Below are 23,850 nucleotides of genomic sequence, written 5' to 3' on the forward strand. Positions count from 1 at the left end.
GACCTCACCGACCTCACTGCCGGAACAGGCGCGGCAGCGCGGCGAGCACCCGGTCGCTCGTCGCGCGGTCCGCGACGGTGATCCGGATGCCGTCACCCGGATAGGCGCGCACCAGGATGCCCGCGGCGGCCAGGGCCTCGACCGTGTGCCGGCTGGCGGCGTCGTCCAGCCGCAGCCAGACGAAGTTGGCCGCGCTGTCGGGCCCGGACCGGCCCTGCGCCCGCAGCCCGGCGGCCAGGTAGGCCCGCTCGGTGACGACCTCGGCCACCCGGTGGGAGATCTCGTCACGGGCGTCCAGCGAGGCGATCGCCGCGTCCTGGGCCAGCGCCGTGACCCCGAACGGGATGGCGGTGCGCCGGGCGCCCTCGGCCAGCTCGGTCTGCGCGATCGCGTACCCGATGCGCAGGCCCGCCAGCCCGTACGCCTTGGAGAACGTTCTCAGGACACAGAGATTCGGGTGCCGGCGGTAGGCGGCCAGCGCGTCGGCGCGGTCGGGACCGGTGACGAACTCGATGTACGCCTCGTCGAGCACCACGAGCACGTGCGCGGGCACCGCGTCCAGGAAGGCCGTCAGCTCCCGGTGCGAGATCGCCACGCCGGTGGGGTTGTTCGGCGAGCAGAGCAGCACCGCGCGGGTGGCCGGGCCGATCGCCGCGAGCATCCCGGGCAGGTCGTGGTGCTCGTCCGGGGTGAGCGGCACCGGCACGCTGACCCCGCCCGCGATCGCGATCAGGATCGGGTAGGCCTCGAAGGAACGCCAGGCGTGCACCACCTCGTCACCCGGGTCGAGCACGGCCTGCAGCAACTGCTGGAGCACACCCACGCTGCCCGGACCGGCGACCACCTCGTCCGCACTGGTGAGACCGAACTCGGCCGCGATGCGCTCGCGCAGGGCCAGGCAGCTCAGGTCGGGGTAGCGGTGCACCCGGTGCGCGGCGTCGAGCACCTTGGCCCGCACCGAGGGCAGCGGGTCGAAATGGCTCTCGTTGGAGGCCAGGGCGGCCACGTCGGCGCCGGCCGAGCGGCGGCCGGGGACGTAGGCGGGCAGGCTGCTGACGGCGGCGCGCAGCAGGGGGCGGGTCACTGCGCACCCCCACCGTTGCGCCCGGCCAGTTCCTGGAGCAGGGGCGGGGAGTCGAACATGTCCAGAACCACCTCCAGCAGCACCATCTCGTCGGTGGGCGCCTCGGCCAGGGCGGCCTCGAGCTCACCGTTGGTCCACACCGTGCGCGTGCTCACCAGGCCACCGCCCAGGGCCAGCGCGAGCGCCGTCCAGTCCCAGGCGGCGATGTCGTTGTAGGCGGCCTTCGGGCTCTGCAGGGCCCGCTCGATCGTGTAGCCGTCGTTGTTGATCAGCACCACCACCGGGGTCAGCCCGGCCCGGACGATCGTGCTCAGCTCCTGCACGGTCATCTGGGCCGCGCCGTCACCGACGAACAGCACCGGGCGGCGGTCCGGTTCGGCCAGGCCCAGGCCGAGCGTGGCGGGCAGCGCGTACCCGATGGAGTTCCAGACCGGCTGGCCGACGTACACGGTGTCGTCGGGCAGGGTCATCCGCACCGAGCCGAAGAACGCGGTGCCGGTGTCGGCGAGCACGGCCGTGCCGGACGGGAGCCAGGTCTCGATCGTCTGCCAGAGCGATTCCTGAGTGAGGGCGTCGTCCGGGTCGACCGGCACCGGGGTCCGCGGCGGCCGGGCCGGGTACTCCCGGTCGGGGAACCGCACCGTGGCACAGACCTGCGCCAGGACCCGTACGGCGTCGGCGAACAGGACCTCGTGCTCACCGGCGCGGGTGGCCGAGAAGTGGATGTCCCGAACGTCTTCCACCCGGTGGGTGAAGAAGCCGGTGAGCACGTCACTGGCCACCGTACCCAGCTCGACGACCAGGTCCGCCTCCGCGACCAGAGCCGCAGTCGACGCGTCCACCATCGTGCCCGCGTAGTCGCCCCGGTGCAGCGGCTGGGAGGCATCGATCGCGCCCTTGGCGGCGAGCGAGGTGACCAGCGGGATGTTGGCGGCGCGGGCGGCCTCGAGCACGGCGGCGGAGAGATCGAAACGGGGAACGAGGTGCCCGACGACGAACACGGGTTTCGTTGCGCCGGTGAGCCTTCGGGTCAGATCGGCGGTGAGGTCCCGGAGCCCGGCGGGGTCGCTGAGACTGCGCAGCGGGGTGGTCAGGCGCCCGGCGTCGAGGGGGAGCGTGGCCAGGTCCATCGGGATGCTCAGGTAGGTGGGGCGGCGGTGCGTGGTCGCGGCGAGCAGCACGGCGTCGATCTGCTCGGCGGCGCGGTCGGCGGTCACCGTCTCCTGGTGCACCACCACCTGGGCGAACGCGGTCGAGAACCGGTCGAAGACCCCGTCCGCCAGCGTGTGGTGGACCTTCCGGCCCTGAGTGACGGCCGCGGTGGAGGGGCTGCCGACGATGTGCACCACGGGCACGTCCTCGGCCGCGCTGCCGGCCACCGCGTTGAAAGCACTGAGTTCGCCCACGCCGTAGGTGGTCACGAGTGCGGCCAGGCCCCGGGAGCGGGCGTAGGCGTCGGCCGCGTACCCGGCGTTGAGCTCGTTGGGTGAACCGGTCCACTGCAGGTCCGGGACCTTCGTCAGGTGGTCGAGCAGGGTCAGGTTGAAGTCGCCGGGCACGCCGAACAGGTGCCCGACGCCGGCCTGCCGCAGTCGGTGCCCCAGGTACTCCGCCAGAGTGATCTGCTCCGTCATCCCAACAACATGAGGGTTGCGCGGCAGAATGCGCAATATGCTGTTTTGAGGTTGAGCAATCTGCTCAATGAGTCGTCGTCGAAAGGATTGGCATTGAGCAAGCTGACACCTGTGGATGCCACCGACGCGCGCATCCTGCTGGCCCTCGACCGCGACCCTCAGGCCACGGTGGTCGCGCTCGCGAACGATCTTCAGCTGGCCCGCAACACCGTGCAGGCCCGGTTGCGGAGGATGAGTGAGAACGGCGCCCTGAGCCGCATCAGCTGCCGGGTCGAGCCCGAGGCCGTGGGGTACCCGCTGCTGGCGCTGGTGACGGTGTCGATCAGCCAGCGCATGCGGGAGGAGGCCACCCGGGCGCTGGACTCGCTGCCCGAGGTGGTCGAGCTGCTCGCCACCACCGGCGACGGCGACCTGCTGGCGCGGGTGGTGGCGAGGGACACGGGCGACCTCAACCGGATCACCGAGATGCTCGTCGACATGCCCGGTATCGAGCGCACCAGCACCGCGATCGTGCTGCGGCGGGTGCGGTCGCTGCGGATGGACCCGTTGCTGGAGCGTCTGGCCGGCTCTAGGGAGTGATCTCGGTCCGGTCGAGCGCCGAAAGCAGGTCATGCAGCAGGTCTTCGGGGTCTTCCAGGCCGACCGACAGGCGCAGGTGGCCGTATCGCAGGAACGGCTCCGGGTAGTGCTCGCTGCCGCCCCGGGCGTCCGGGCCGACGTGCACGACGAGCGACTCGTCGTGGCCCAGCGAGACGGCCGACGTGATCACCCTCAGCTGCCCCACGAACCGGTTCTGGGTGGCGGAGTCACCGGCCAGGGCGAAGGCCATCATGCCCCCGAAACCCCGGCCGCCGAACTGTTCCCGGGCCAGGTCGTGCTGCGGGTGGGACGGCAGGCCGGGATAGGCGACGAACGCGATCCGGGGGTCGCCCGCGAGGAACCCGGCGACCCGTTCGGCCGACGCCAGATGTTGTTTCAGCCGCAGCGGCAGGGTCACCGAGCCGCGCATGATCATCCACGCGTTGAACGGCGAGATCACGCCGCCCACATCGACAATGGCGTCGTGGCGGATGCGCCCGATGGTCTCCGCGTCACCGATCACCGCCCCGCCCATGGCGTCGCCGTGGCCGTTGATGTACTTCGTCAGCGAATGGACGACCAGGTCGGCTCCGTCGGTCAGCGCGCGGTAGAGCGGTGGTGGGGTGAAGGTGGCGTCCACGGTCAGCCGGGCGCCGGCGGCGTGGGCGATCTGCGCCAGCTCCCGGATGCCGGCCACCTTGGTGGTCGGGTTGGCGATGGTCTCGACGTGGACGATGCGGGTGTTCGGCCGGATCGCGGCGCGCACGGCGTCCAGGTCGGCGACGTCGACGAACGTCGCCTCGATGCCGTAGCGATCGGGCAGCAGCTGGGCGAACAATCGCCACACGGCCTCGTAGGTCACGTCCGAGACCACCACGTGGTCACCGCTCTTCAGCAGGGTGAAGAAGACCCCGTGCAGCGCCGCGACCCCGGTGGCGAACACCGCCGCCGCCTCACCACCCTCCATCGCCGCGAGCTTGCGCTCCAGCCCGGCCTGGTTGGCGTTGCCGTTACGCGTGTACAGCGGCCGGTCGGTGGCCGACCAGTTCATCGCCGCCGGGTCTTCGGGCAGCCGGTAGGAGTTCGCCATCACCAGGGGCGTGCGGATCGCCCCGCTGCCCTCGTCCACCCGGTTGCCGCCGTGCACCGCCCAGGTGCTGTCACCCACACTGGCCGGGTCGTGCTTGTCGGGCCGGTGTTCGTCCTCGATCTCCATCACCGCACCCTATTGATCAGTGCATGACCTACGGCCGGGCCACCCGGTAGCCGCCCGGCCAGGGCACCGACGCGTCCCTGATCTGGAGTTCGTGGGTGGTGGTCCCGCCCTGGCCAACCGGTTCGGCCTCGTCACGGGGGTGGACGACCCGATCGATGGTGGACGCGGGTGGGCCTCGTGCGGGTGCCGCGGGAGCAACCTGGGCGAGCCGGACGACCCGCCCGGCGTAGTTACCCGGCCCAGACCGATGCGACCCCCCACCTGTTCGTGATCATGCAAAACCTCCCCGGCGTTCTAGAACTCTGAAGGCCACAGTTCTAGAAGTCTGGGGAGGTTTTGCATGATCACGAACAAAAGGGGTAGGGAAGGGGGCCCGGTCGTCAGAGCCGCTCGGCCAGCAGAGCCCTCACGACCCTCGGCAGCGGACGCAGCATCCACCGGGCGAAACGCCAGGCCATCTGGGTGAACAGGGTGCCCGCGGTGCCGACGACCAGCCCGGACACGAAGGTCTGCATGGCCACGCGTTCCATCGTGAAGCCGGGTTGGACGTCGGGCCAGGACACGATGGTGACGTCGGTGATGAGCACCCGGGGGTCGGCCTCGGCGGACGAGCCGGTCACCAGCCGGGCCGTCAGCAGGTGGTCGCCGGCGCTGCCGTCGGCGAGCGCGATGTAGCGGCCCGAGGCGGGTACCGGGTAGCGCGCGAGGCTGATGAAGACGGGCACGGCGTCGAGCTCGAGCAGGATCTGCTCGGTGCCGTCACTACCGCTGACCTCGATGTCGAAGGTGATCAGCCCGTCGCCCGGCAGTAACCGCAAAACCTTGGCGGACGCGGGAAAACGCCGGTTGAGGTGCAGCTCGACATCGGTCACACGGCTGTCGCGGTGCGGGACGGGCAGGGGGCGCTGGGCGCCCATCAGCTGCTGCAGGCCGGCCCGGCGCCCGAGCACCAGGGGCTTCTTGCGGCCGCGCGAGTGGTAGTACGAGGAGAGATGGCCGACATCGGCGTCGTGCAGGGGCGACCAGCCGTACCCGACGCCGCGCGCGGCCTCGCGCACCGAGAGCGCGTACCAGTCCACGGCGTACAGGTGGGCTTCGGAAACCGCCTCGAAGAACGTGGGTCTCAGGGCGAGACCGGCGTACAGCGAGACGTCGACGACGGCCGACATCCCGCCCTTGCGATGGTAGGGACGGCCGAACACCGAGGCGTACGAGTCCACGAACGGGCCCTCGTCGTCGCGGGTGGGGCGGATGCGCGGCAGCACCACGTCGATCAGGTCCGCGGCGCCGCTGAGCCGGCTGAGCCGGTTCTCCGGGGCGTCGAGCAACGTCACCTGGCGCGGGGCGCGGCCCAGGGCGGCCGCGGCGTGCACGGCGACGGCGCTGCCGTGACTGTGGCCGATGAGATGAAGCTGGGCCTGGGGGTTTTTCAGCGACTGCTGCAGGGCCGCGGCCAGGCGCCGGCCGTTGACCTGGGTGGCCTGGCGTGAACGGTGGGCCATCATCACGCCGACGTCGGTCGCGGACTCGTCGATCCACGAGTAGTGCAGCACGCAGTGGTCGGGGCCCAGCGCCTCCAGGGCCCCCAGCAGCTCCACGTGGTACGAGCTGAGGGTGCGCCCGACCGGATCGACCAGGCGCGGGTCCCAGGCCGGCAGCGCGGGCACCAGGTCGGTGATGGCGTGCAGCCGTTCCTGCAGCCGGAAGCCGGGCTGCCAGCCGTGCACGAACACATGGACGTAGCGCTCGGTGACGCTGGACTCCTCGACAGGATGGAATATCACCCCGTCGAAACGACTCAGCCGACGTAACGGAGTGTCCCACCCTGCTCGCGCAGCGGCACCGAATCCCAAGCGCACGGTCCTACTTTGGCAGTAATCACGAGCGCCCCGGGGCAGCGGGGGAACGGCGGCGGTTCACCAGGGCGACGATCTGCGTCACCACCAGCGCGATCACCAGCGCGGCGACCACCCCCTGCCAGGGCTCGGGGAAGATGCGGCCGCCCACCGTGCCCATCGCCCCGTAGACGAGCGACCACAGAGCGCAGGCGGGCGCGTTCGCGACCAGGAAGGTGCGCCAGTCGAGCCCGAGGAACGCCGCGGCCAGCAGCACCGGGATGCGCCCGCCCGGCAGCAGTCGCGACACCAGCAGGGTCTGCAGGGGATGGGCGTTCAGCCGGTCCTCCACCGCGCCCAGGTGCTCGTCGTCGCGCAGCCAGCGCAGACGGCGGGCCATCGCCTGACCGCCCAGCCGGCAGATCGCGTAGGTGGCCAGGTCGCCCAGGTAGGCCCCGGCCGCCCCCAGCGCCAGCACGACGACCAGCACCCAGGGCTCGTTGTGCCAGGCGAACGCCGCCGACGCGCTCACGGCCGCCCCGGTCGGCACGACGGGCACGATCGCGCCCAGGGTCACGGCCAGGAACAGGCCCGCGAGCGCGGCGGCGCCCAGGCCCGAGGAGAGATCCACGGCATCGGCCGGACTGACTGCGTGCACGCCCGTGAGGCTCCTCTGCATCCGTGCTCGGCGCGGGCACGTCACCTCGACGTGCCGGGCGGGTCCGCCCAGGAGCATGCTGGCACGGTGCCGGCCGAAAATGTTCCCCGAAGTCCCCTGATCTCCTGGCTGGGTCACTCGACCGTGCTGCTGGAGGCCGGGGGAGCCCGGATCCTGACCGACCCACTTCTGCTCCGGCACAACGGGCCGCTGCGCCGCCGAGGCGCGCGACCGTCCTCCATCGTGTGGGAGAAGCCCGACGTCGTGCTGCTCAGCCACCTGCACCACGACCATGCCGAACTGCGCTCGCTGCGGCGGGTGGCCCCGGCCCCGGTGCTGACCGCGCCGGCGAACGCGGCCTGGCTGCGGGCCAGGGGGCTGAACGGGACCGGCCTGGAACCGGAGCAGGTGCACGACGTGCCGGGTACCAAGGCCCAGGTGCGCCTGGTGCGCGCCGATCACGGGCACCGGCCGATGCCGCACCGCCCCAACGCTGTGAACGGTCATCTGGTCACGGCGCCGGGTCTGTCGGTGTGGCTGGCGGGTGACACCAGCCTGCACGAGGAGATGGAGCGCCTGCCCGAGCTGGCCGGTGGCCGGATCGACCTGGCGGTCGTGCCGATCGGGGGCTGGGGCCCGCGGCTGTCGGGTGGTCACATGGACCCGGAACAGGCGGCGCTGGCGTGTGCCCGCGTGGGTGCCCGGGCGGCGGTCCCGGTGCATTGGGGGACGTTGCGCGCACCGGTCGTGGGCCGGTTCCCTCGGGGGTGGATGGACGCGGGTGGGCCCGCTTTCGCGCGGGCCCTGGAGCGGGTGGCCCCGGACTGCCGCCCGATGGTGCTGGGGCTGGGCGAGCAGGCCGGGATTCCCGTCCCCTAGAACTCAGCCTGCGGCGCGGTAGGCCTTACCGGCCTTGGTGGCGGTACCGCCCGGGCGGTACAGCCCGGTCTCGTCCTTGCCGTTGGTCGAGGTCGGGAAGGCGAACCAGGAGTAGTGCTCCACGTAGGAGAGCTTCTGGAGCATGGCCGTGGACTGCTTCACGAACGTCGCCTGGTTGGTGGCGGTCGGGAACTTGCTCCCGGCGCCGAAGTTGATCAGCGAGTACTCGGTGATCCAGATCTTCTTCTTCGGGTACTTCTGGTGCACCCCCTGGATGTACGACTTCAGCTGCTGCGTGGCGTTCTTGCTGTTGAAGTCGGAGCCGTACCAGTGCAGCGTGATGAAATCGACGCGGTAGCCGCGCTTCTTGGCGCCCTTCATGAACTTGTCGAGCCACTGGCCGTTCTGGTCGGCGCCCCAGGCCACGGCCGGGCTGCCCAGACGCATCTTGGTCTTCTCCAGCTTCGGCCACAGGTTCAGGGCCTTCGTCACGCTCATGTTCGACTGCTCGGCCAGGTCCGGCTCGTTGAAGCCCAGCAGGGTGTCGCCGTTCTTCCTGGCCGTGGCCAGGTTGGCCGTGGTCACCGAGTCGGCGCCCCAGATCATCGGGACGAAGTCCACGCCCTGGGGCGCCTTCACCCCGTTCGGGGCGGACGACCAGTTGTAGAACCAGGAGACGCCCGAGTTCTTCAGCGACTGGGTGATGCCCTTCTGGTTCCAGAGGGCGGCGCCCTTCTTGACGCTGCCGATGGTGTCCTTCCGGGCGGCGGGCCGGGTCACGGCGGTCTGGGTGACAGAGGACGACGTGGTCGCCTTCGCGGTGTCACCGGAGGTCTTGTTCACGGCGGTGGCCGCGGTGGCGGACGCGGTCAGGGCCACGGCCGCGGTCGCCACGAGGGCAGTGGTGCGCTTGGTCAGGGACGGCATGGTGGTGGAGCCTAGGACCCCGCGGAGCCTGCCGGAGTAGGGCAAAGGTCCTGGCGCGGAGATTTCACGCAGGCTTGGACCGGTCTTGAATGTCTTCGTCCGGAAACACTTCCGAGGACGGCGCCCGCCGTGCGCCGCAGCGTTCCAGCCAGCGAACGAGCTGCTGGTGCACGACGTCGGCGCCGTAGAGTAGTTCCTCGCCCTCGACCGAGCGGTCGAGCAGGTCCTCGTCGACGAACCAGCCGGCCGGGTGCACCAGCGCCGCCTGGTTCTGCCAGCCGCCCAGCCCGCCGTGGGATCCGACGAGTTCCTCGAAGGCGTGCACCTCACCGGTGCGCGGGTGGATCGAGGAGTGCACGTACAGGTCGGGGCAGTTCTTCATGGTGGCCACCCGCAGCAGGTCCTTGACGGCGCGGGGCCCGAACGGGGCGAGGGGGTCCTCACCCTCCACGGCGTTCTCGAGCAGCAGGCGCACCCCCTGGGGGCCGATCACCAGAGGACCGCGCACGCTGTCGGCCAGGACGAAGCCCACACCGGGCTCGGTGACCAGGCCGGGAATGAGGCCGGGATGAATCTCGGTGAAGGTCTCCACGGTCACCCGCCCGGGCAGGCGCGGGAACCAGACCAGGCCGAGGTTGCCGGAACCGACGACGACCAGTTCCGGGCGCTCCTTCTCTTCCTCGTCGTCACCGCGCTGGGGGCCGACGAGCACACCGGCCGGGCTGCGCCGGCTGGCCCACCGGGCTTTCGGGCGGGACGCGAGCACGTCACCGAGCAGGGCGTTGATGGGGCCCCAGCCCTCCACGTCACCGGTGTTCTCGACGCTGCGGCCCGTCGGGGCGCCGCAGTACGAGCGCACCGCGGCCTCCAGCGTGCGCCCGGTGAGCTGCCGGAACGTCGAGCCCTGGCTCTGGCCGTGGTCGGACAGCACCACGAACCGGTACTCGCGCGGAGCGGCGTCGGCCACCCGCTCCAGTGTGTGCAGCACCAGGTCCAGGCCGGTCAGCGCGTCCATCGACTCGCTGCGGGAGACCCCGGCGTGGTGGGCGATCTCGTCGTAGTCGACGAAGTCCACAAAGATCGACGGGGCCCCGGCCATCATGTGCTCGGCGACCAGTGCCACGTTCAGGTCGCGCAGCACCACGTTGGTCAGCCCGCGCAACGCGACGTACGAGCCCCGGCGGCGGATCCGCGGCTCGATGCCGCGCACCCGCTGCTGACGGCCCTGGTAGAGCTCCTTGACGATCTCGGCGACCGTCAGCACCAGGGCCCGGGCGAGCACGAACGGGCTGAAGAAGAAGCGGATGTACGCGCTGCCCGGCCCCAGGTCGCCCCGGCGGGCGGCGCGGCTCATCACCATCAGGGCGGTCGGGGCGTCACCGCTGAACATGTTGCTGACGCTGACCCCGCCGTCGGCCAGCAGACCGCGTCCGTCGGAGAGCCGGTCCTCGATGATCGCGGCGTCGGCCGGGCGGTTGGCCACCATCAGCCGCCCGGAGTCCTTCTCGTACCAGCGGAAGGCCGGGATGCCGTCGTTGCTGCCGTGCAGCAGCGCGGCCTGGCTGGCCGGCGTGGTCGAGGGCACCCGGGCCCACCACGGCATCATCTCGTGGCTGCCCGAACGCACCCAGCGCGACAGCGTGGGCAGCACCCCGGAGACGATGCCGCTCTGCAGCAGGGGGTAGGGCAGGCCGTCGATCTGCACGATGACGACGCCGGCCGGGTCGTCGTGACGCCGGTGGTGCCCGTTGCGCCGCCGGCGGGACTCCCCCCGCCGGATCAGGTCGGCGACCAGGTAGGAGCTGTCGTTGACCCCGACCAGCCAGCGGGTGCACGCGGCCAGCAGGGCGGCCAGCAGCAGGGTCTGCGCGACCGCGTCGATCCCGGTGAACACCACGCCCGGCACCACGAGCAGCGCGGTCATGATCAGCACGAGCTGGGCGCTCAGGCCGAGCGCCAGGGCGGTGAAGGCCCCGGCCAGACCGGCCACCAGCCGCAGGGCCGGGCGCGCGAGCGCGTCGACCGCGGCGGTCACCGCGGCCACCGCGAACGCCCACCACCAGTGGTCGATCTCCAGGTCGGCGAGGATCCACGACGACACCAGGAGGGCAGCCGCGTTCGGCACGAGGCCGATCAGGGCGTCGCGCAGGTCCCGGCTGCTGATGTTCAGCCCTTTCGGCATTCGGGCAGGTTACGGGGTTGCGCGAGGTGTCCCGCGTCACAGGAGTCCCGGGAAATATTTGAACATTCAACTACCTTGAGGATGGTGCGGCTGCCGGACGGGCAGCCCCCGGATCGCGAGGAGCACGACATGACGCACGTCAGCATCATCGGTAACGGCAACATGGGCCCGGCCATCGCCGACCTCGTCACCAAGGGCGGCAACACGGTCGAGATCCTGGGCCGCGACGACCGCGTCACCGGCGAGATCGTGGTGCTCGCCGTGCCCTTCCCGGCTGTCGAGGGCATCGTCGCCGCCCGCCGCGACGAGCTGGCCGGCAAGATCGTCGTCGACATCACCAACCCGCTGAACTTCGAGACCTTCGACTCGCTCACGGTGCCCGCCGACTCCTCCGCCGCGGCCCAGATCGCCGCCGCCCTGCCGGACGCGCGTGTGCTCAAGGCGTTCAACACCAACTTCGCCGCCACCCTGGCCACCCGCACGATCGGGTCACAGGCCACCACCGTGCTCGTCGCCGGGGACGACACCGACGCCAAGAACCTGCTCGCCGCGGTCGTGACCGCCGGTGGCGCCCGGGCCGTCGACGCCGGATCCCTGCGCCGCGCCCGCGAGCTGGAGGCACTCGGATTCCTCCAGCTCACCCTCGCCGCCTCGGAGAAGATCTCCTGGACCGGCGGTTTCGGCCTGAACAACTGACATCCGGCGCCGGTGGGGGTGCCCCGGAGTCCATCCGGGCCCCCACCGGCTAGATTCCTCCCGTCAGACCTGGACGTTGGAGGAAGAAACCCGTGAGCATCCCCCTGGTGATCGACACCGACACCGCGCAGGACGACTGCGTCGCGATCCTGGCCGGCCTTCTCACCGAGGGAGCCGACCTGCGGGCGATCACCATGGTGGCCGGTAACGTCGGCTTCGACCGGCAGGTGCGCAACGCGTACCTGACCCTGAACGCCGGCGACCGGCTCGGTGCCGTGCCCATCCACCTGGGCTCGCGTCGTCCTCTGGTACGCCCGTGGGTCTCCGCCGAGAACGTGCACGGTGACGGCGCCGGCGGCCTCGACATGGACTTCGCCGGGCTGGAGCCCGAGACCGAGCACGCCGTCGACGCCCTGCTGCGCCTGGCCGACGAGGCCGGCGGCGAACTCAGCATCGTGGCCATCGGGCCGCTCACCAACATCGCGCTCGCCGTCGTCAAGCGCCCCGAGTTTGCCCAGCAGGTCAAGCATCTCGTGGTGATGGGCGGCTCGAACAACGCCCGCGGCAACATCACCGCCGCGGCCGAGTTCAACTTCTACGTCGACCCCGAGGCCGCGAAAATCGTTTTCGACGCCGGGTTCCACGTCACCGTCGTGCCCTGGGCCCCGTTGACGTTGCAGCAGGCCGTCTTCGGGCGCCCGGTGCTCGACCGCATCGCCGCCATCGGCACCCCGCTGTCGGACTTCTTCACCCGGGTCTGCTCGTCCACCCTGGCCTTCGACGAGAGCGTCGGCATTCCCGGCACCACGCACCCGGACTCGCTGTCGGTGGCCGTGCTGCTGCGCCCGGACCTGGTGACGAAGTCGGCGCAGTACCACGTCGACATCGAGACCGGCTCCGAGCTGACCCGCGGCTACGCGGCCATGTCGTGGGGCGTGCACGGCCTGACCCCGAACGCCACGGTGGTCGAGGAGATCGACGCCCCCGGCTTCGAGGCGTTCCTGCTCGGGATGCTGGCCACGCCGACCACCCCGCCCCGCCCCTTCACCGCTTAGACCCCGGAAACCGCCGTGATCACGAACCAGGGGGGCCGGGGTCAGCGCACCAGCGCCGAGCGCACCCCGGGCAGCTCGCGCAGCCTCGTCGACAGCTGCGACCGGCTGCCCGGGTGCACGACCTCGTAGGTCTGGTGCCCGGCGCCGTCCTCACCGATGTACGAGGACGACGACTCGATGTCGCAGTCCAGGTCGGCCAGGGCCAGCACCACCCGGGCCACCATGCCCGGGGTGTTCTCGCAGACCAGGTCGATCATCGACATCTGCGAGCCGGCGCGGACCCAGGCCAGGCGGGCGTTGCGGGCCGGGTCCCTGGCCAGGTGGGCCAGGGCCTGGGGGCAGCCGGAGGCGTGCACCACGACGCCGCGCGTGCGGGACAGCACGCCCAGCAGGCCCCGGCCGGGCACCGCGTGGCAGCAGCCCGGCCAGGTCAGGCTCACGCCGGTCAGGCCCGGGGCGGTGACGTGCAGGAGCGGCACGCCCGCCGGGGTGGGGGCCGGGCCGGGTGCCAGGTCGTCCTCGAAACCGGAGGGCCCGACGGGCCGGTCCGGGGTCGGGAGCGTGGGTGGTCCGGGCGTGTGCGGGGTGGAGGTCGCGGTGAGGACCTGGGAAAGGGTCTCCATCTCGATCCGCCCGGCGCCCACCTCCTCGGCCAGGGTGTCGAGGGAGTCCAGGCCGGTGGCCCGCAGCAGCGCGGTCTCGGCCTGGGCCCGGGGCAGCCGCCGGCGGGACAGCAACTGCACCAGGGCGGCCTCGCCGGTGGCGCGCTCGCTGTCGCGGCGGTGCCGGGTGTGCCAGGCCCGCACGCGCTGGCGGGCCCGGGCGGTGACGGTCCACTCCAGCCAGTCCAGCGACGGGCCGGTGGTGCGGCGGGTGATGATCTCGACCGTATTGCCGCTGATCAGGCGGGTGTTCAGGGGGACCAGGGCGCCGTTGACGCGGGCCCCGGAGGTACGGTCGCCGATCTCGGAGTGCACGGCGTAGGCGAAGTCGACCACGGACGCGCCGGCTGGCAGCGAGATCACGTCACCCCGCGGGGTGAGTACCCAGATCTCCTCGGACGTCAGTTCACCGGCGACGGCGGAGAGGTACTCGCTGTCGTCGGCGTCGTGCCAGTCCAGCACCCGCGACAGCCACTGCGGCTCGACGCCGGTCTCGTGCTTGTAGGCGTGATGGGCGGCGCTGCCGTGCTCGGCGGCGGTGTGCATCTCGCGGGTGCGCACCTGCACCTCGACCATGCGCCCGTTCAGCAGCACGGTGGTGTGCAGCGAGCGATAGGCATTGAACTTAGGGCGGGCGATGTAGTCCTTGAACCGGTCGGGCACGGGTTCCCAGAGGGCGTGCACCAGGCCGAGCACCCGGTAGCAGTCCTCCACGTCGTCCACCACGACCCGCACGCCGATCAGGTCGTGCAGGCTCTCCAGGTCGCGTCCGCTGGTGTGCGTCTTGCGGTAGATGCTCCACAGATGCTTGATGCGGCCGGTGATCTCGTGCTGGTTCGCGCCGGTGGTGCCGTCGGCCGCCTCGAGATGCGCCTGCAGGGCCGTCATCGCCTCCTGGAGGGTTTCCTCCAGGTGCGGGCGGTTGATCAGCTCGGCGCGCAGTTCCAGGTACTCGTCCGGGTAGGCCACCGCGAACGCGCGGTCCTCGAGCTCGGCCTTCAGCAGCGCGAAACCCAGCCGGTGGGCGAGCGGCCCGTGGATGGCCAGTGACTCCCGGCCGATCCTCGCCGCCTTCGCCGAGGGCAGTGAGCCGATCGTGCGCAGGTTGTGCAGCCGGTCGGCCAGCTTGATGGTGACCACCCGGGGATCGGCGGCCAGGGCCACGAAAAGCTTGCGCAGGCGCGCTGCCTCGGTGGTGTCCGGGTCGTCGCCGCGCACCGCGGCCACCTTCGTGGCGCCGTCCACGAGCACGGCCACCTGCGGGCCGAAGGTGGTGCGCACGTCGTCCAGTGTCACCTCGGTGTCCTCGACGGTGTCGTGCAGCACCGCGCCGATCACCGTGGCCGGCTGCGCCCCGAGTCCGGCCACGATCGTGGCGACCGCGAGCGGGTGCGTGATGTACGGCTCGCCGCTGCGGCGGAACTGCCCGTCGTGGGCCCGGATGCCGTAGTCGACGGCCTTTCTCAGGTCCTCGCGGGCGGCCGGTTCCCAGTCCGCGACCGCGCTCTGGAGGCTCAGGACCGCCGCGGCGATGTAACGGTCGTCGGTCGCGGGATCGGCAGGCACCCGGGTGCGATCGGCAGGAGGCGGGGTCGGGTGAAGCGTTTGCTTCCGACCTTCGCTGCCCGTGTGACGCACGAGAATCGACAATAAGCGGTAAAGCGGATGCCCGCGCGTCCGGCCGGGGGTGGCGCTCAGGCCGGGTGGTCGTTGCCGGCCTGTCGGGTGGCCACCGTCTCACCTGCGGGTTTCGGCCGTCCGAGGTAGTAGCCCTGGGCCAGCTCGCAGCCCATGGCGGCGAGCCGGTCGAGCTGCTCCCGGGTCTCCACCCCCTCGGCCACCACGTCGAGGTGGAAGGCATGCGCGGCGGTGACCATCAGTTCGACGAGCGACTGCGTGGCCCGGTCGTCGGCGTGCAGGAAACTCTGGTCGATCTTCAGGCTGTCGACCTGGAGCTTCTGGAGCTGGCCGATGCTCGTGTAGCCGGTGCCGAAGTCGTCGAGGCTCACAGCGACGCCCAGTGCCCGCAGGTCGCGCAGGTGGGCGTCGGCCGTCGGCTCGTCCATCAGGGCGGTCTCGGTGATCTCGAGCACCAGCCGGGCCGCCTCCAGCCCGCTGTCGTGCAGGGCCTGGCGCACCTCCTCGACCAGGGACGGCGAGGCCAGGTGACGGGCCGAGACGTTGACGGCCACGGTCACGTCGCGATGCGTCTGCGGGTCGGCCCAGATCCAGTCGGCCAGCTGCTTCGTGGCCGTGGCCAGCACCCAGCGCCCGACCTCGCAGATCAGCAGGGACTCCTCGGCGGCCGGGATGAAGTCGGCGGGCGGCACCAGGCCGCGCTCGGGGTGGTGCCAGCGGATCAGGGCCTCGTAGGAACGCAGCCGCCCGTCGGTCACCCCCAGCACCGGCTGGTAATGCAGCTCGAACTGCCCCTGCGCCAGCCCGGTGCGCACGTCCGACTCCAGCTGGGCGCGGGCCTCCAGCTCGGTGCGCAGAGCCTGGTCGAAGATCTCGGCCCGGCCGCGCCCGGCGCTCTTGGCCCGGTAGGCGGCCAGATCGGCGTCCTGCAAGAGTTTCTCCGGGTCGACCTCGCCGTCCCGAGCCAGCGCGATGCCGATGCTGGCGCCCACGGCCGCCTTGCCCCCGGCGGTCATGATCGGGTCGCTGACCCGGCTCACCAGGCGCTCGGCGATGGCCATCAACTCGGCCGGGGCCGGGACCGGGTCGATGAGCACGACGAACTCGTCGCCGCCCTGGCGCCCGATCACGTCGCCCGCGCGCAGCACGCTCTTCATCCGCTCGGTGACGGTGCGCAGGACCTCGTCGCCGGCGGCATGGCCGAGCTGGTCGTTGACGCGTTTGAAGAAGTCGAGGTCGACGAAGAGGACGGCGACTTCGCTGCCGCTGCGGCGGGCGCGTTGCATCTGGGCGGCCAGGAGTTCCATCAGGTAGGCGCGGTTGGGCAGGTCGGTGAGGGGGTCGTGGGCGGCTTGATGGACGAGGTCGTCGCGGAAGGCGTCGCGCTGGGCGGTCGAGAGCGCCAGCTGGTGGGTCGAGAGCCACATCCGCAGCGGCACGAGCAGGAACAGCAGCGACGAGAACAGCGCCAGCGGAAGGTGGTTCAGCCGCAACTCGTGGTACTTGTCGTACAGCAGGACACCCGGCACGACCATCAGGGCGGTAGAGGTGAACACCAGCCGGGTGGGGGAGAACAGACCGGTCGCGTCCGCGGGGGCCCGGACCGGGGAGGTGGCCGCGCTCAGCGCACCGTGGCCCAGCCCCACGAACATCAGCAGGAAAAGGGTCTCGAGCCAGCGCGTCTGCAGGCTGACGCTGCCGGCGGTGGCCCCGAAGACCACGTTGCCGCTCAGGCCGGACAGCACCCCGGCGGTGAAACCCGCTGCCGACCCGCGGTTCACTGGGGCGGGGGAGCGGTTCACCAGCGACATCACCGCGGCCAGCAGGACGAAGGAGAACAGGGGGTAGAGGAGCCCGACGACCTCGGCGAAATCGAACCCGTTGTGCAGTGACCCGGACGAGGACACCCAGAGCACCAGGCCACCGGCCCCGCTGATCACGGCGGTGTCGAGCAGGCCGGCGGTGTCCACCCGCCGGTCACGTTGCAGCAGGACCAGACCGAGACCGATCGCGATGTAGGTGGCCAGCCAGCCGGCGTCCGACCAGGCCGGGAAGGGCAGGGGCACGCCTTGCGCGGCGGCCAGGGCGTCACCGGCGACGCTGGTCGCCGTCCCGAGGCAGAAGAGCAGCCAGATCCCGCGCCGCTCCCGGTCCCGGTGGAGCGCCACCGCCATCGCCAGGCACGAGGAGGAGGTCACGGCCAGCTGCGCCAGGGCCCGGGGCACACCTCCTGGTACCAGCCAGTAAAAGCCGAGCAGGACAGCCGCGACGATCAGGTACCGCCGTCCGGCGTCGAGGCGCATGGTCTGACTTCGGGCCGGGCGGGCCCGCGGTTCAGTCGTGGCCCCGCGCGTCATCCGAGCGACGGGCTCCGGTCACTCAGAGCGACGCTGCCGGGCCAGTTCGTCCGCCACCAGGGCCACGTGCAGCGAGACCCGGATGTCGGGGTCGTCCAGGTCCAGGCCGAGCAGTTTCTCCAGGCGGGCCAGCCGGTCGTAGAAGGCGGCGCGGGACAGGTGCAGGGCGGCCGCGGCACCGGACTTGCTGGCCGGGTGGGTGAGCAGGGCGCGCAGCACCGGCAGCAGCGGGGCGGCCCGGCCCCCGGGAGCGGCGTCGTGCTCCCGCAGCGGGCGCAGTTCCCGGTCGGTGAACAGGCGCAGCCGGTCGTCGTCGCCCAGCAGGGTGAGCAGTCCGCGCAGGTGCACGTCCTCGAGCCGGTGGACGCCGGTGCGCGCCTGCTCGGGGCTCCCGGACGCGCGCACGGGGAGGGAGTCGGCGACCTGGCGGGCCTCCAGCAGGGTGCGGTCGATCGTGGCGGGGTCGGAGGAGACCCGTCCGGCGCAGACCACCACGGCGTGCCGCTGGGCCACCCGCCCGGCGAGCCGGTCGACGTCCCCCTCGACGTCGGCGGCGCGCGGGATCGAGACGAGAACCCGGATCTCCCGGTCGATCTCGCAGACCAGGGCGGGTGTGCGGGTGGCGTGGGAGGCGCCCACCACCGCGGCGATGAGGTCGTCCAGGTCCTGCCGCCCCGCACCCACCAGGGCGGGGCGGAACACCAGCCCGACGAACTGGCGGTGGTCCACCGGCAGCCCGGCCAGTTCGCAGCGTTGCAGCACGTCGTCGCCCGCCGGTCCGGTCTGCAGGGTCACCAGCAGCTCGTGATGGCGGCGCCGGGTCAGGTTGTCGCGGTCCCGGTCGTGGAGCCGGTGCAGGGCCAGCGACGCGGCGGCCCGTTCCGCGACGGCCACGAGCCGTTGCGGCGGTGGGGCGGGGGAACCGATGACCAGGCGCCCCCACGAGCGCTCCCGGGTACCCAGACGGGTCACCAGCCAGCCGTTGTCCTCGTGCCATCCGGTACGCCCGGTGATCGTGACCCGGGACGAGCGTGCCTGCCAGCCCTCCAGGAAGGCGGGCGACCCGTCCGGCCCGGGCAGGAAGTCCAGGGGCCGGTGCTGCTCGTTCTCCAGCACGACCGGGGCGGCGGCCAGAGCGCGCACGGCCTCCAGCACCTCGGTGTGCCCGGCCTCGCCGAAGCTCAGCTCGGTGAACGTCTCGTGCACGCGCTCGGCGTCGCGCAGCTCGGCGACCTGCCGGTCCACCACGAGTTCGCCGACGGTCTGGATCACGGCCGCGAAGCGGGTCTCGTGGGTGAGTGCCACCAGCGGCAGGCCCAGGTCCTCGCAGGCACCGACCAGGGGAGCCGGCAGCCGGTCCTGCCAGCGTCGTCCGTACTCGACCATGATCCCCGCGCACTCGGCCTCGGCGAGACTGCGCGCGAACCGCCGCAGCGCCGCCGCGTCGACGTCGTCCGGCAGCCCGACCCCGGTGGTCAGCACCAGGTCACCCGGTCGCAGGAGCGGGGCGATGTCGGCCAGCTCGGTGGCGTGCACCCAGCGCAGGGGCCGGTCCAGGCCCGCCCGTCCGGCCAGCACCACCGGGCCGCCCTGGCGGACGACGGGCAGGCGCAGCACGTCGGCAACGGTCAGGAGCGCCGTCGGGCCGGCCGCGGGACGAGGGTGGGGCACACCTGACAGTCTGCCGGAGCAGGGCGCCCGGGACCGGCGGTGTGTCGTTCCGGACATCACGGCCGGGATCCGGTGCCCCGGGGCCGTCGACGTTGTGTCCAGGAATTAACACGACCGCCGACGGATTGTCGGCGGCGATCATGGGCCCGGCGTTGCAGCATGCTGAACCATGAGCGCAAACATCACGCACTGGGTCGACGGGGCCGGGTTCGCCGGGACGTCGGAGTTGTGGGCCGACGTCACCAACCCCGCCACCGGCAAGGTCAGTGGTCGCGTGGCCCTGGCGAGCGAACGGGACGCCCAGTTCGTGATCGCCGCCGCGGCCCGCGCGCAGGAGGCCTGGGGCGACACCTCCCTGGCCCGCCGCACGCAGGTCCTGTTCGCCTTCCGGGAGCTGCTGAACGCCCGCAAGGGCGAACTGGCCGCCATCATCACCGCCGAGCACGGCAAGGTGCTCTCCGACGCCATGGGTGAGATCGCCCGCGGCCTGGAGGTGGTCGAGTTTGCCTGTGGCATCAACCACCTGCTCAAGGGCGGCCACACCGAGAACGCCTCCACCGGCGTCGACGTGCACTCCAAGCGCGCGCCCCTGGGCGTCGTGGGCGTGATCAGCCCGTTCAACTTCCCGGCCATGGTGCCCATGTGGTTCTTCCCGGTGGCCGTCGCCGCCGGCAACGCCGTCGTCCTCAAACCCAGTGAGAAAGACCCCAGCGCCTCGATCTGGCTGGCCCAGCTGTGGAAGGAGGCCGGTCTGCCCGACGGCGTCTTCAACGTGCTGCAGGGTGACAAGGTCGCCGTCGACGCGCTGCTGACCTCGCCGGACGTCCAGGCGATCAGCTTCGTCGGCTCCACCCCGATCGCCTCCTACGTCTACGAGACGGCCTCCCGGCACGGCAAGCGGGTGCAGGCCCTGGGCGGTGCCAAGAACCACATGGTGGTGCTGCCCGACGCCGACCTCGACCTGGCCGCCGACGCCGCCGTCAGCGCCGGGTACGGCAGCGCCGGCGAGCGCTGCATGGCCATCAGCGTGCTCGTGGCCGTGGAGTCGATCGCGGACGACCTGGTCGCCCGGGTCGCGGAACGGACCCGCACGCTGCTGATCGGCGACGGTGGCCGCGAATCGACCGCGGGTCACGACCGCGAGGCCGACATGGGCCCGATCGTCACCCGGGCCAGCCGTGACCGGATCGCCGGTCTCATCGCCTCCGGCGAGACCTCCGGGGCCAAGCTGGTCATCGACGGCCGCCAGGTGCAGGCGCGCGGCGGGGCCGACGGATTCTGGCTCGGGCCCACGCTCTTCGACAACGTGAAGCCCGACATGGAGATCTACACCGAGGAGATCTTCGGCCCGGTGCTGTCCGTCGTGCGGGTGGCGTCCTACGCCGAGGCGGTGGAGCTGATCAACGACAACGCCTACGGCAACGGCACCGCGATCTTCACCAACGACGGCGGCGCCGCCCGCCGCTTCGAGAAGGACGTGAACGTCGGCATGATCGGCGTCAACGTGCCGGTCCCGGTGCCGGTGGCGTACTACTCGTTCGGCGGCTGGAAGCGCTCGCTGTTCGGCGACACCCACGCGCACGGCACCGAGGGCGTGCACTTCTTCACCCGTGGCAAGGTCGTCACGACCCGCTGGATCGACCCGGCCAACCGGCCCTCCGGTGGTCTCCAGCTCGGCTTCCCGCAGAACGACTAGGAGCTCCCGATGTCAGACCTCGACGCCACGCACGACCCGCAGCGGGCCTACGACCTCGACCGCGCCCACGTCTTCCACTCCTGGTCGGCCCAGGGCTCGCTGAAGCCCATGGTCATCACCAAGGCAGAGGGCCCCTACATCTGGGACGGTGACGGAAAGCGCCTGCTGGACTTCACCTCCCAGCTGGTCTACACCAACCTCGGCCACCAGCACCCGCGCATCGTGGCCGCGATCCAGGAACAGGCCGCGACGCTGTGCACGGTCGCGCCCGCCTACGTCAACGGGGCCCGCTCGGAGGCCGCGCGGCTCATTGCCTCGCACACGCCGGGCGACCTGAACCACGTGTTCTTCACCAACGGCGGCGCCGACGCCAACGAGCACGCGATCCGGATGGCCCGGCTGCACACCGGTAAGCACAAGGTGCTCTCCACCTACCGCTCCTACCACGGTGGCACGCACCTGGCCGTGAACGTGACCGGGGACCCGCGGCGCTGGGCGAACGACAACGGGTCGTCCGGCACCGTGCACTTCTTCGGGCCGTTCCTGTACCGCAGCGCCTTCTCGGCGACCACGCCGCAGGAGGAGTCGCAGCGCGCGCTCGCCCACCTGGAGCAGGTGATCACGCTGGAGGGCGCCTCCACGATCGCCGCGATCGTGCTGGAGTCGATCCCCGGCACCGCGGGCATCATGATCCCGCCGCCCGGCTACCTGGCCGGCGTGCGGGAACTGTGCGACCGGTACGGCATCGTGTTCATCGCCGACGAGGTGATGTCCGGGTTCGGCCGTTCCGGGCGGTGGTTCGCGATCGAGCACGCCGATGTCGTGCCCGACCTGCTGACCTTCGCCAAGGGCGTCAACTCCGGGTACGTGCCGCTGGGCGGCGTCGCCATCAGCGACGCGATCTACGCGACCTTCGCCGAGCGCGTCTATCCCGGCGGGCTGACCTACTCGGGCCATCCGCTCGCCTGTGCGGCGGCGGTGGCGACGATCCGCACGATGGAGGACGAGGAGACCGTCGCCGGGGCGGCCTGGCTGGGTGAGGACGTGATCGGCCCCGCGCTGGCGGAACTCGCCGGGAAGCACGACTGGATCGGCGAGGTCCGCGGCACCGGGGCCTTCTGGGCCCTGGAGCTGGTGGCCGACCGCGAGACCCGGGAGCCCCTGGCCCCGTACGGGGGCAGCAGCCCGGCGATGGCGGCGGTGCTGACGGCGTGCCGGGAGCAGGGTCTGCTGCCGTTCGCCAACTACAACCGCATCCACGTGGTACCGCCGCTGAACATCACGGAGGATCAGGCCCGGGAGGGCCTGGCCGCCCTGGACGCCGCCCTGACCCAGGCCCGCGCGGCGCTCTGATCGCACGTCGGCCCGGTCCGGACCTGCACGTCCGGACCGGGCCGGGGTGTTTCCCCAGCTTCCCCGGCAGACCCTTGGACGCCTCCACCGAACGGATCCCGCCCCGATGCCCGACCGCACCGCCGATCTCGTCCTCGTCAACGGGCCCACCGAGCTGGCCGTGACCGGCGGCCGCATCAGCGCGGTCGGCGCCGGTGCCGCCGGCACGGCCGGTCCCGGCACCGAGGTGGTCGACCTGGCCGGGCGCCGGGTGCTGCCCGGGTTCCAGGACGCGCACGTGCACGCGGTCTTCGGCGGGCTCGAACTGGGGCAGTGCGACCTGTCCGGCACCACCGACCTGGGGGAGTACCGCCGCCGGATCGGGGAGTACGCCGCCGCCCACCCGGAGCGGGAGTGGATCCTGGGTGGTGGCTGGTCGATGGAGAGCTTCCCGGGCGGGGTGCCCACGGCGGCGATGCTGGACGACGTGGTGGCGGACCGGCCGGTCTTCCTCTACAACCGCGACCACCACGGCGCCTGGGTGAACTCGCAGGCCCTGCGCCGGGCCGGGATCTCCCGCGACACGGTCGATCCGGCGGACGGGGTGATCAACCGGGACGCGGACGGTCACCCGGTCGGCTGCCTCCAGGAAGGAGCCGTGGCGCTCGTCGCCGATCTCGCCCCGAAGGCCACGGCCCAGGACCGGCTGGACGCCCTGCTGCGCGCCCAGAAGCTGTTCCACTCCCTGGGGATCACGGCCTGGCAGGACGCGATGCTCTGTGCCACGAACGGTTATCCCGATGTCTCCGACGCCTACCGCACCGCCGCGCTCGACGGCTCGCTGACGTCCTCCGTGGTGGGTGCCCTGTGGTGGGACCGTGACCGCGGCGCCGAGCAGATCCCCGAACTTGTCGCGAAACGCGACCATTTCAGCGTGGGCCGGCTGCGGACGTCCACCGTCAAGATCATGCAGGACGGGGTGGCCGAGAACTTCACCGCGGGCATGACCGCCCCCTACCGCGACTCCTGCGGCTGCGCGACCGGCAACAGCGGACTGAGCTTCGTCGATCCGGTGGCCCTGCGCGAATACGTCACGGCGCTGGACGCTCTCGACTTCCAGGTGCACGTGCACGCCCTCGGCGACCGGGCCGTACGGGAGGCCCTCGACGCCATCGAGGCGGCCCGCACCGCCCACGGATTCCGCGACACCCGGCCCCATCTCGCGCACCTGCAGGTCGTGCACCCGGACGACGTGAAGCGTTTCGCGCAGCTGGGGGTCACGGCCAACCTCCAGCCGTTGTGGGCCGCCCACGAGCCGCAGATGGACGAGCTCACCATCCCCTTCCTGGGTGGCGACCTGGCCGACCACCAGTACCCTTTCGGCGACCTGCACCGGTCCGGCGCGCGACTGGCGGCGGGCAGCGACTGGCCGGTCAGCAGCCCCGATCCGCTGGCCGGCATCCACACCGCCGTCAACCGGCAGGTCCACGGCCACCCCGCACCGCCGTTCCGGCCGTCCCAGAGCCTCGACCTGGGCACGGCCGTCGAGGCGTACACCGCGGGCAGCGCCTACGTGAACCACCTCGACGACACCGGCGCGCTGACGGTGGGCCACCGCGCCGACCTGGTGGTGCTCGACCGCGACCCGTTCGCCGGCCCGCCGCCGGAGATCGGTGCGGCGGCGGTGGATCTCACCTTCGTCGAGGGTGCCGAGGTGTACCGGTCGGGCGCGGTGTGATGACGGCGGTC

Annotated in this window: 17 protein-coding genes; 7 read left to right on the plus strand and 10 right to left on the minus strand. The window is 71.7% G+C overall.

Going from position 1 to position 23,850, the window contains the following annotated elements:
- Positions 1-13: 13 nt before the first annotated feature.
- Positions 14-1,084, minus strand: a complete 1,071-nt coding sequence (locus tag LR393_RS31435; protein WP_231488836.1) for a histidinol-phosphate transaminase — start codon at positions 1,082-1,084, stop codon at positions 14-16.
- Complete coding sequence (locus tag LR393_RS31440; RefSeq protein ID WP_231488837.1) at positions 1,081-2,718, minus strand: alpha-keto acid decarboxylase family protein; 1,638 nt, start codon at positions 2,716-2,718, stop codon at positions 1,081-1,083. The genes LR393_RS31435 and LR393_RS31440 overlap by 4 nt, the downstream gene beginning before the upstream one ends.
- A 93-nt stretch (positions 2,719-2,811) precedes the next feature.
- Between LR393_RS31440 and LR393_RS31445 the strand changes: the two genes are divergently transcribed.
- On the plus strand, positions 2,812-3,297 hold the full coding sequence (locus tag LR393_RS31445) for an Lrp/AsnC family transcriptional regulator (protein ID WP_231488838.1): 486 nt from the start codon (positions 2,812-2,814) through the stop codon (positions 3,295-3,297).
- Here the strand turns inward: LR393_RS31445 and LR393_RS31450 are convergent.
- The 3 genes from LR393_RS31450 to LR393_RS31460 all read right to left on the minus strand — a co-directional run bounded on the left by LR393_RS31450 (position 3,287) and on the right by LR393_RS31460 (position 7,006).
- Positions 3,287-4,513: a trans-sulfuration enzyme family protein gene (locus LR393_RS31450; RefSeq protein WP_231488839.1), complete on the minus strand. Its 1,227-nt coding sequence runs from the start codon at positions 4,511-4,513 to the stop codon at positions 3,287-3,289. The two genes, LR393_RS31445 and LR393_RS31450, sit on opposite strands and share 11 nt — an antisense overlap.
- Positions 4,514-4,893: 380 nt before the next feature.
- On the minus strand, positions 4,894-6,297 hold the full coding sequence (locus LR393_RS31455) for a hypothetical protein (RefSeq protein WP_231488840.1): 1,404 nt from the start codon (positions 6,295-6,297) through the stop codon (positions 4,894-4,896).
- A gap of 94 nt (positions 6,298-6,391) precedes the next feature.
- A complete protein-coding gene (locus LR393_RS31460) occupies positions 6,392-7,006 on the minus strand; it encodes a DedA family protein (RefSeq protein WP_231488841.1) in 615 nt (204 codons plus the stop codon).
- 87 nt (positions 7,007-7,093) lie between these two features.
- Here LR393_RS31460 and LR393_RS31465 point away from each other — a divergent pair, with 87 nt between their 5' ends.
- On the plus strand, positions 7,094-7,885 hold the full coding sequence (locus tag LR393_RS31465; protein WP_231488842.1) for an MBL fold metallo-hydrolase: 792 nt from the start codon (positions 7,094-7,096) through the stop codon (positions 7,883-7,885).
- Between the two features lie 3 nt (positions 7,886-7,888).
- Here the strand turns inward: LR393_RS31465 and LR393_RS31470 are convergent, their stop codons facing one another.
- On the minus strand, positions 7,889-8,812 hold the full coding sequence (locus LR393_RS31470; protein WP_231488843.1) for a glycoside hydrolase family protein: 924 nt from the start codon (positions 8,810-8,812) through the stop codon (positions 7,889-7,891).
- A 64-nt stretch (positions 8,813-8,876) separates the two neighbouring features.
- Positions 8,877-10,994, minus strand: a complete 2,118-nt coding sequence (locus LR393_RS31475; protein ID WP_231488844.1) for an alkaline phosphatase family protein — start codon at positions 10,992-10,994, stop codon at positions 8,877-8,879.
- A 129-nt stretch (positions 10,995-11,123) separates the two neighbouring features.
- Between LR393_RS31475 and LR393_RS31480 the strand changes: the two genes are divergently transcribed.
- Together LR393_RS31480 and LR393_RS31485 are read left to right on the plus strand one after the other, a co-directional pair.
- A complete protein-coding gene (locus tag LR393_RS31480) occupies positions 11,124-11,690 on the plus strand; it encodes an NADPH-dependent F420 reductase (RefSeq protein WP_231488845.1) in 567 nt (188 codons plus the stop codon).
- A gap of 92 nt (positions 11,691-11,782) precedes the next feature.
- Entirely contained in the window at positions 11,783-12,745 is a 963-nt protein-coding gene (locus tag LR393_RS31485; RefSeq protein WP_231488846.1) for a nucleoside hydrolase, read from the plus strand.
- Positions 12,746-12,786: 41 nt separating this feature from the next.
- Here the strand turns inward: LR393_RS31485 and LR393_RS31490 are convergent, their stop codons facing one another.
- From LR393_RS31490 to LR393_RS31500, 3 genes are all read right to left on the minus strand, one after another.
- On the minus strand, positions 12,787-14,973 hold the full coding sequence (locus LR393_RS31490) for a RelA/SpoT family protein (protein ID WP_231488847.1): 2,187 nt from the start codon (positions 14,971-14,973) through the stop codon (positions 12,787-12,789).
- A gap of 128 nt (positions 14,974-15,101) precedes the next feature.
- Positions 15,102-17,348: a putative bifunctional diguanylate cyclase/phosphodiesterase gene (locus LR393_RS31495; protein ID WP_231488848.1), complete on the minus strand. Its 2,247-nt coding sequence runs from the start codon at positions 17,346-17,348 to the stop codon at positions 15,102-15,104.
- Between the two features lie 72 nt (positions 17,349-17,420).
- Positions 17,421-19,073: a PucR family transcriptional regulator gene (locus LR393_RS31500; protein ID WP_231488849.1), complete on the minus strand. Its 1,653-nt coding sequence runs from the start codon at positions 19,071-19,073 to the stop codon at positions 17,421-17,423.
- A 169-nt stretch (positions 19,074-19,242) separates the two neighbouring features.
- On the opposite strand from LR393_RS31500, the gene LR393_RS31505 reads away from it, so the two are divergent.
- The 3 genes from LR393_RS31505 to LR393_RS31515 all read left to right on the plus strand — a co-directional run bounded on the left by LR393_RS31505 (position 19,243) and on the right by LR393_RS31515 (position 23,839).
- A complete protein-coding gene (locus LR393_RS31505; RefSeq protein ID WP_231488850.1) occupies positions 19,243-20,769 on the plus strand; it encodes a CoA-acylating methylmalonate-semialdehyde dehydrogenase in 1,527 nt (508 codons plus the stop codon).
- A gap of 9 nt (positions 20,770-20,778) precedes the next feature.
- A complete protein-coding gene (locus tag LR393_RS31510) occupies positions 20,779-22,122 on the plus strand; it encodes an aspartate aminotransferase family protein (RefSeq protein WP_231488851.1) in 1,344 nt (447 codons plus the stop codon).
- 106 nt (positions 22,123-22,228) lie between these two features.
- A complete protein-coding gene (locus tag LR393_RS31515) occupies positions 22,229-23,839 on the plus strand; it encodes an amidohydrolase (RefSeq protein ID WP_231488852.1) in 1,611 nt (536 codons plus the stop codon).
- Positions 23,840-23,850: the final 11 nt, after the last annotated feature.

The sequence above is a fragment of the Kineosporia mesophila genome, from assembly GCF_021129235.1.
GTDB lineage: Bacteria > Actinomycetota > Actinomycetes > Actinomycetales > Kineosporiaceae > Kineosporia > Kineosporia mesophila.

Excerpts from the sequence above, each read along its gene's own strand:
- LR393_RS31440 (WP_231488837.1), bottom strand. The coding sequence starts at position 2,718 with ATGACGGAGCAGATCACTCTGGCGGAGTACCTGGGGCACCGACTGCGG.
- LR393_RS31450 (WP_231488839.1), bottom strand. The coding sequence starts at position 4,513 with ATGGAGATCGAGGACGAACACCGGCCCGACAAGCACGACCCGGCCAGT.
- LR393_RS31470 (WP_231488843.1), bottom strand. The coding sequence starts at position 8,812 with ATGCCGTCCCTGACCAAGCGCACCACTGCCCTCGTGGCGACCGCGGCC.
- LR393_RS31475 (WP_231488844.1), bottom strand. The coding sequence starts at position 10,994 with ATGCCGAAAGGGCTGAACATCAGCAGCCGGGACCTGCGCGACGCCCTG.
- LR393_RS31480 (WP_231488845.1), top strand. The coding sequence starts at position 11,124 with ATGACGCACGTCAGCATCATCGGTAACGGCAACATGGGCCCGGCCATC.
- LR393_RS31495 (WP_231488848.1), bottom strand. The coding sequence starts at position 17,348 with ATGCGCCTCGACGCCGGACGGCGGTACCTGATCGTCGCGGCTGTCCTG.
- LR393_RS31505 (WP_231488850.1), top strand. The coding sequence starts at position 19,243 with ATGAGCGCAAACATCACGCACTGGGTCGACGGGGCCGGGTTCGCCGGG.
- LR393_RS31510 (WP_231488851.1), top strand. The coding sequence starts at position 20,779 with ATGTCAGACCTCGACGCCACGCACGACCCGCAGCGGGCCTACGACCTC.
- LR393_RS31515 (WP_231488852.1), top strand. The coding sequence starts at position 22,229 with ATGCCCGACCGCACCGCCGATCTCGTCCTCGTCAACGGGCCCACCGAG.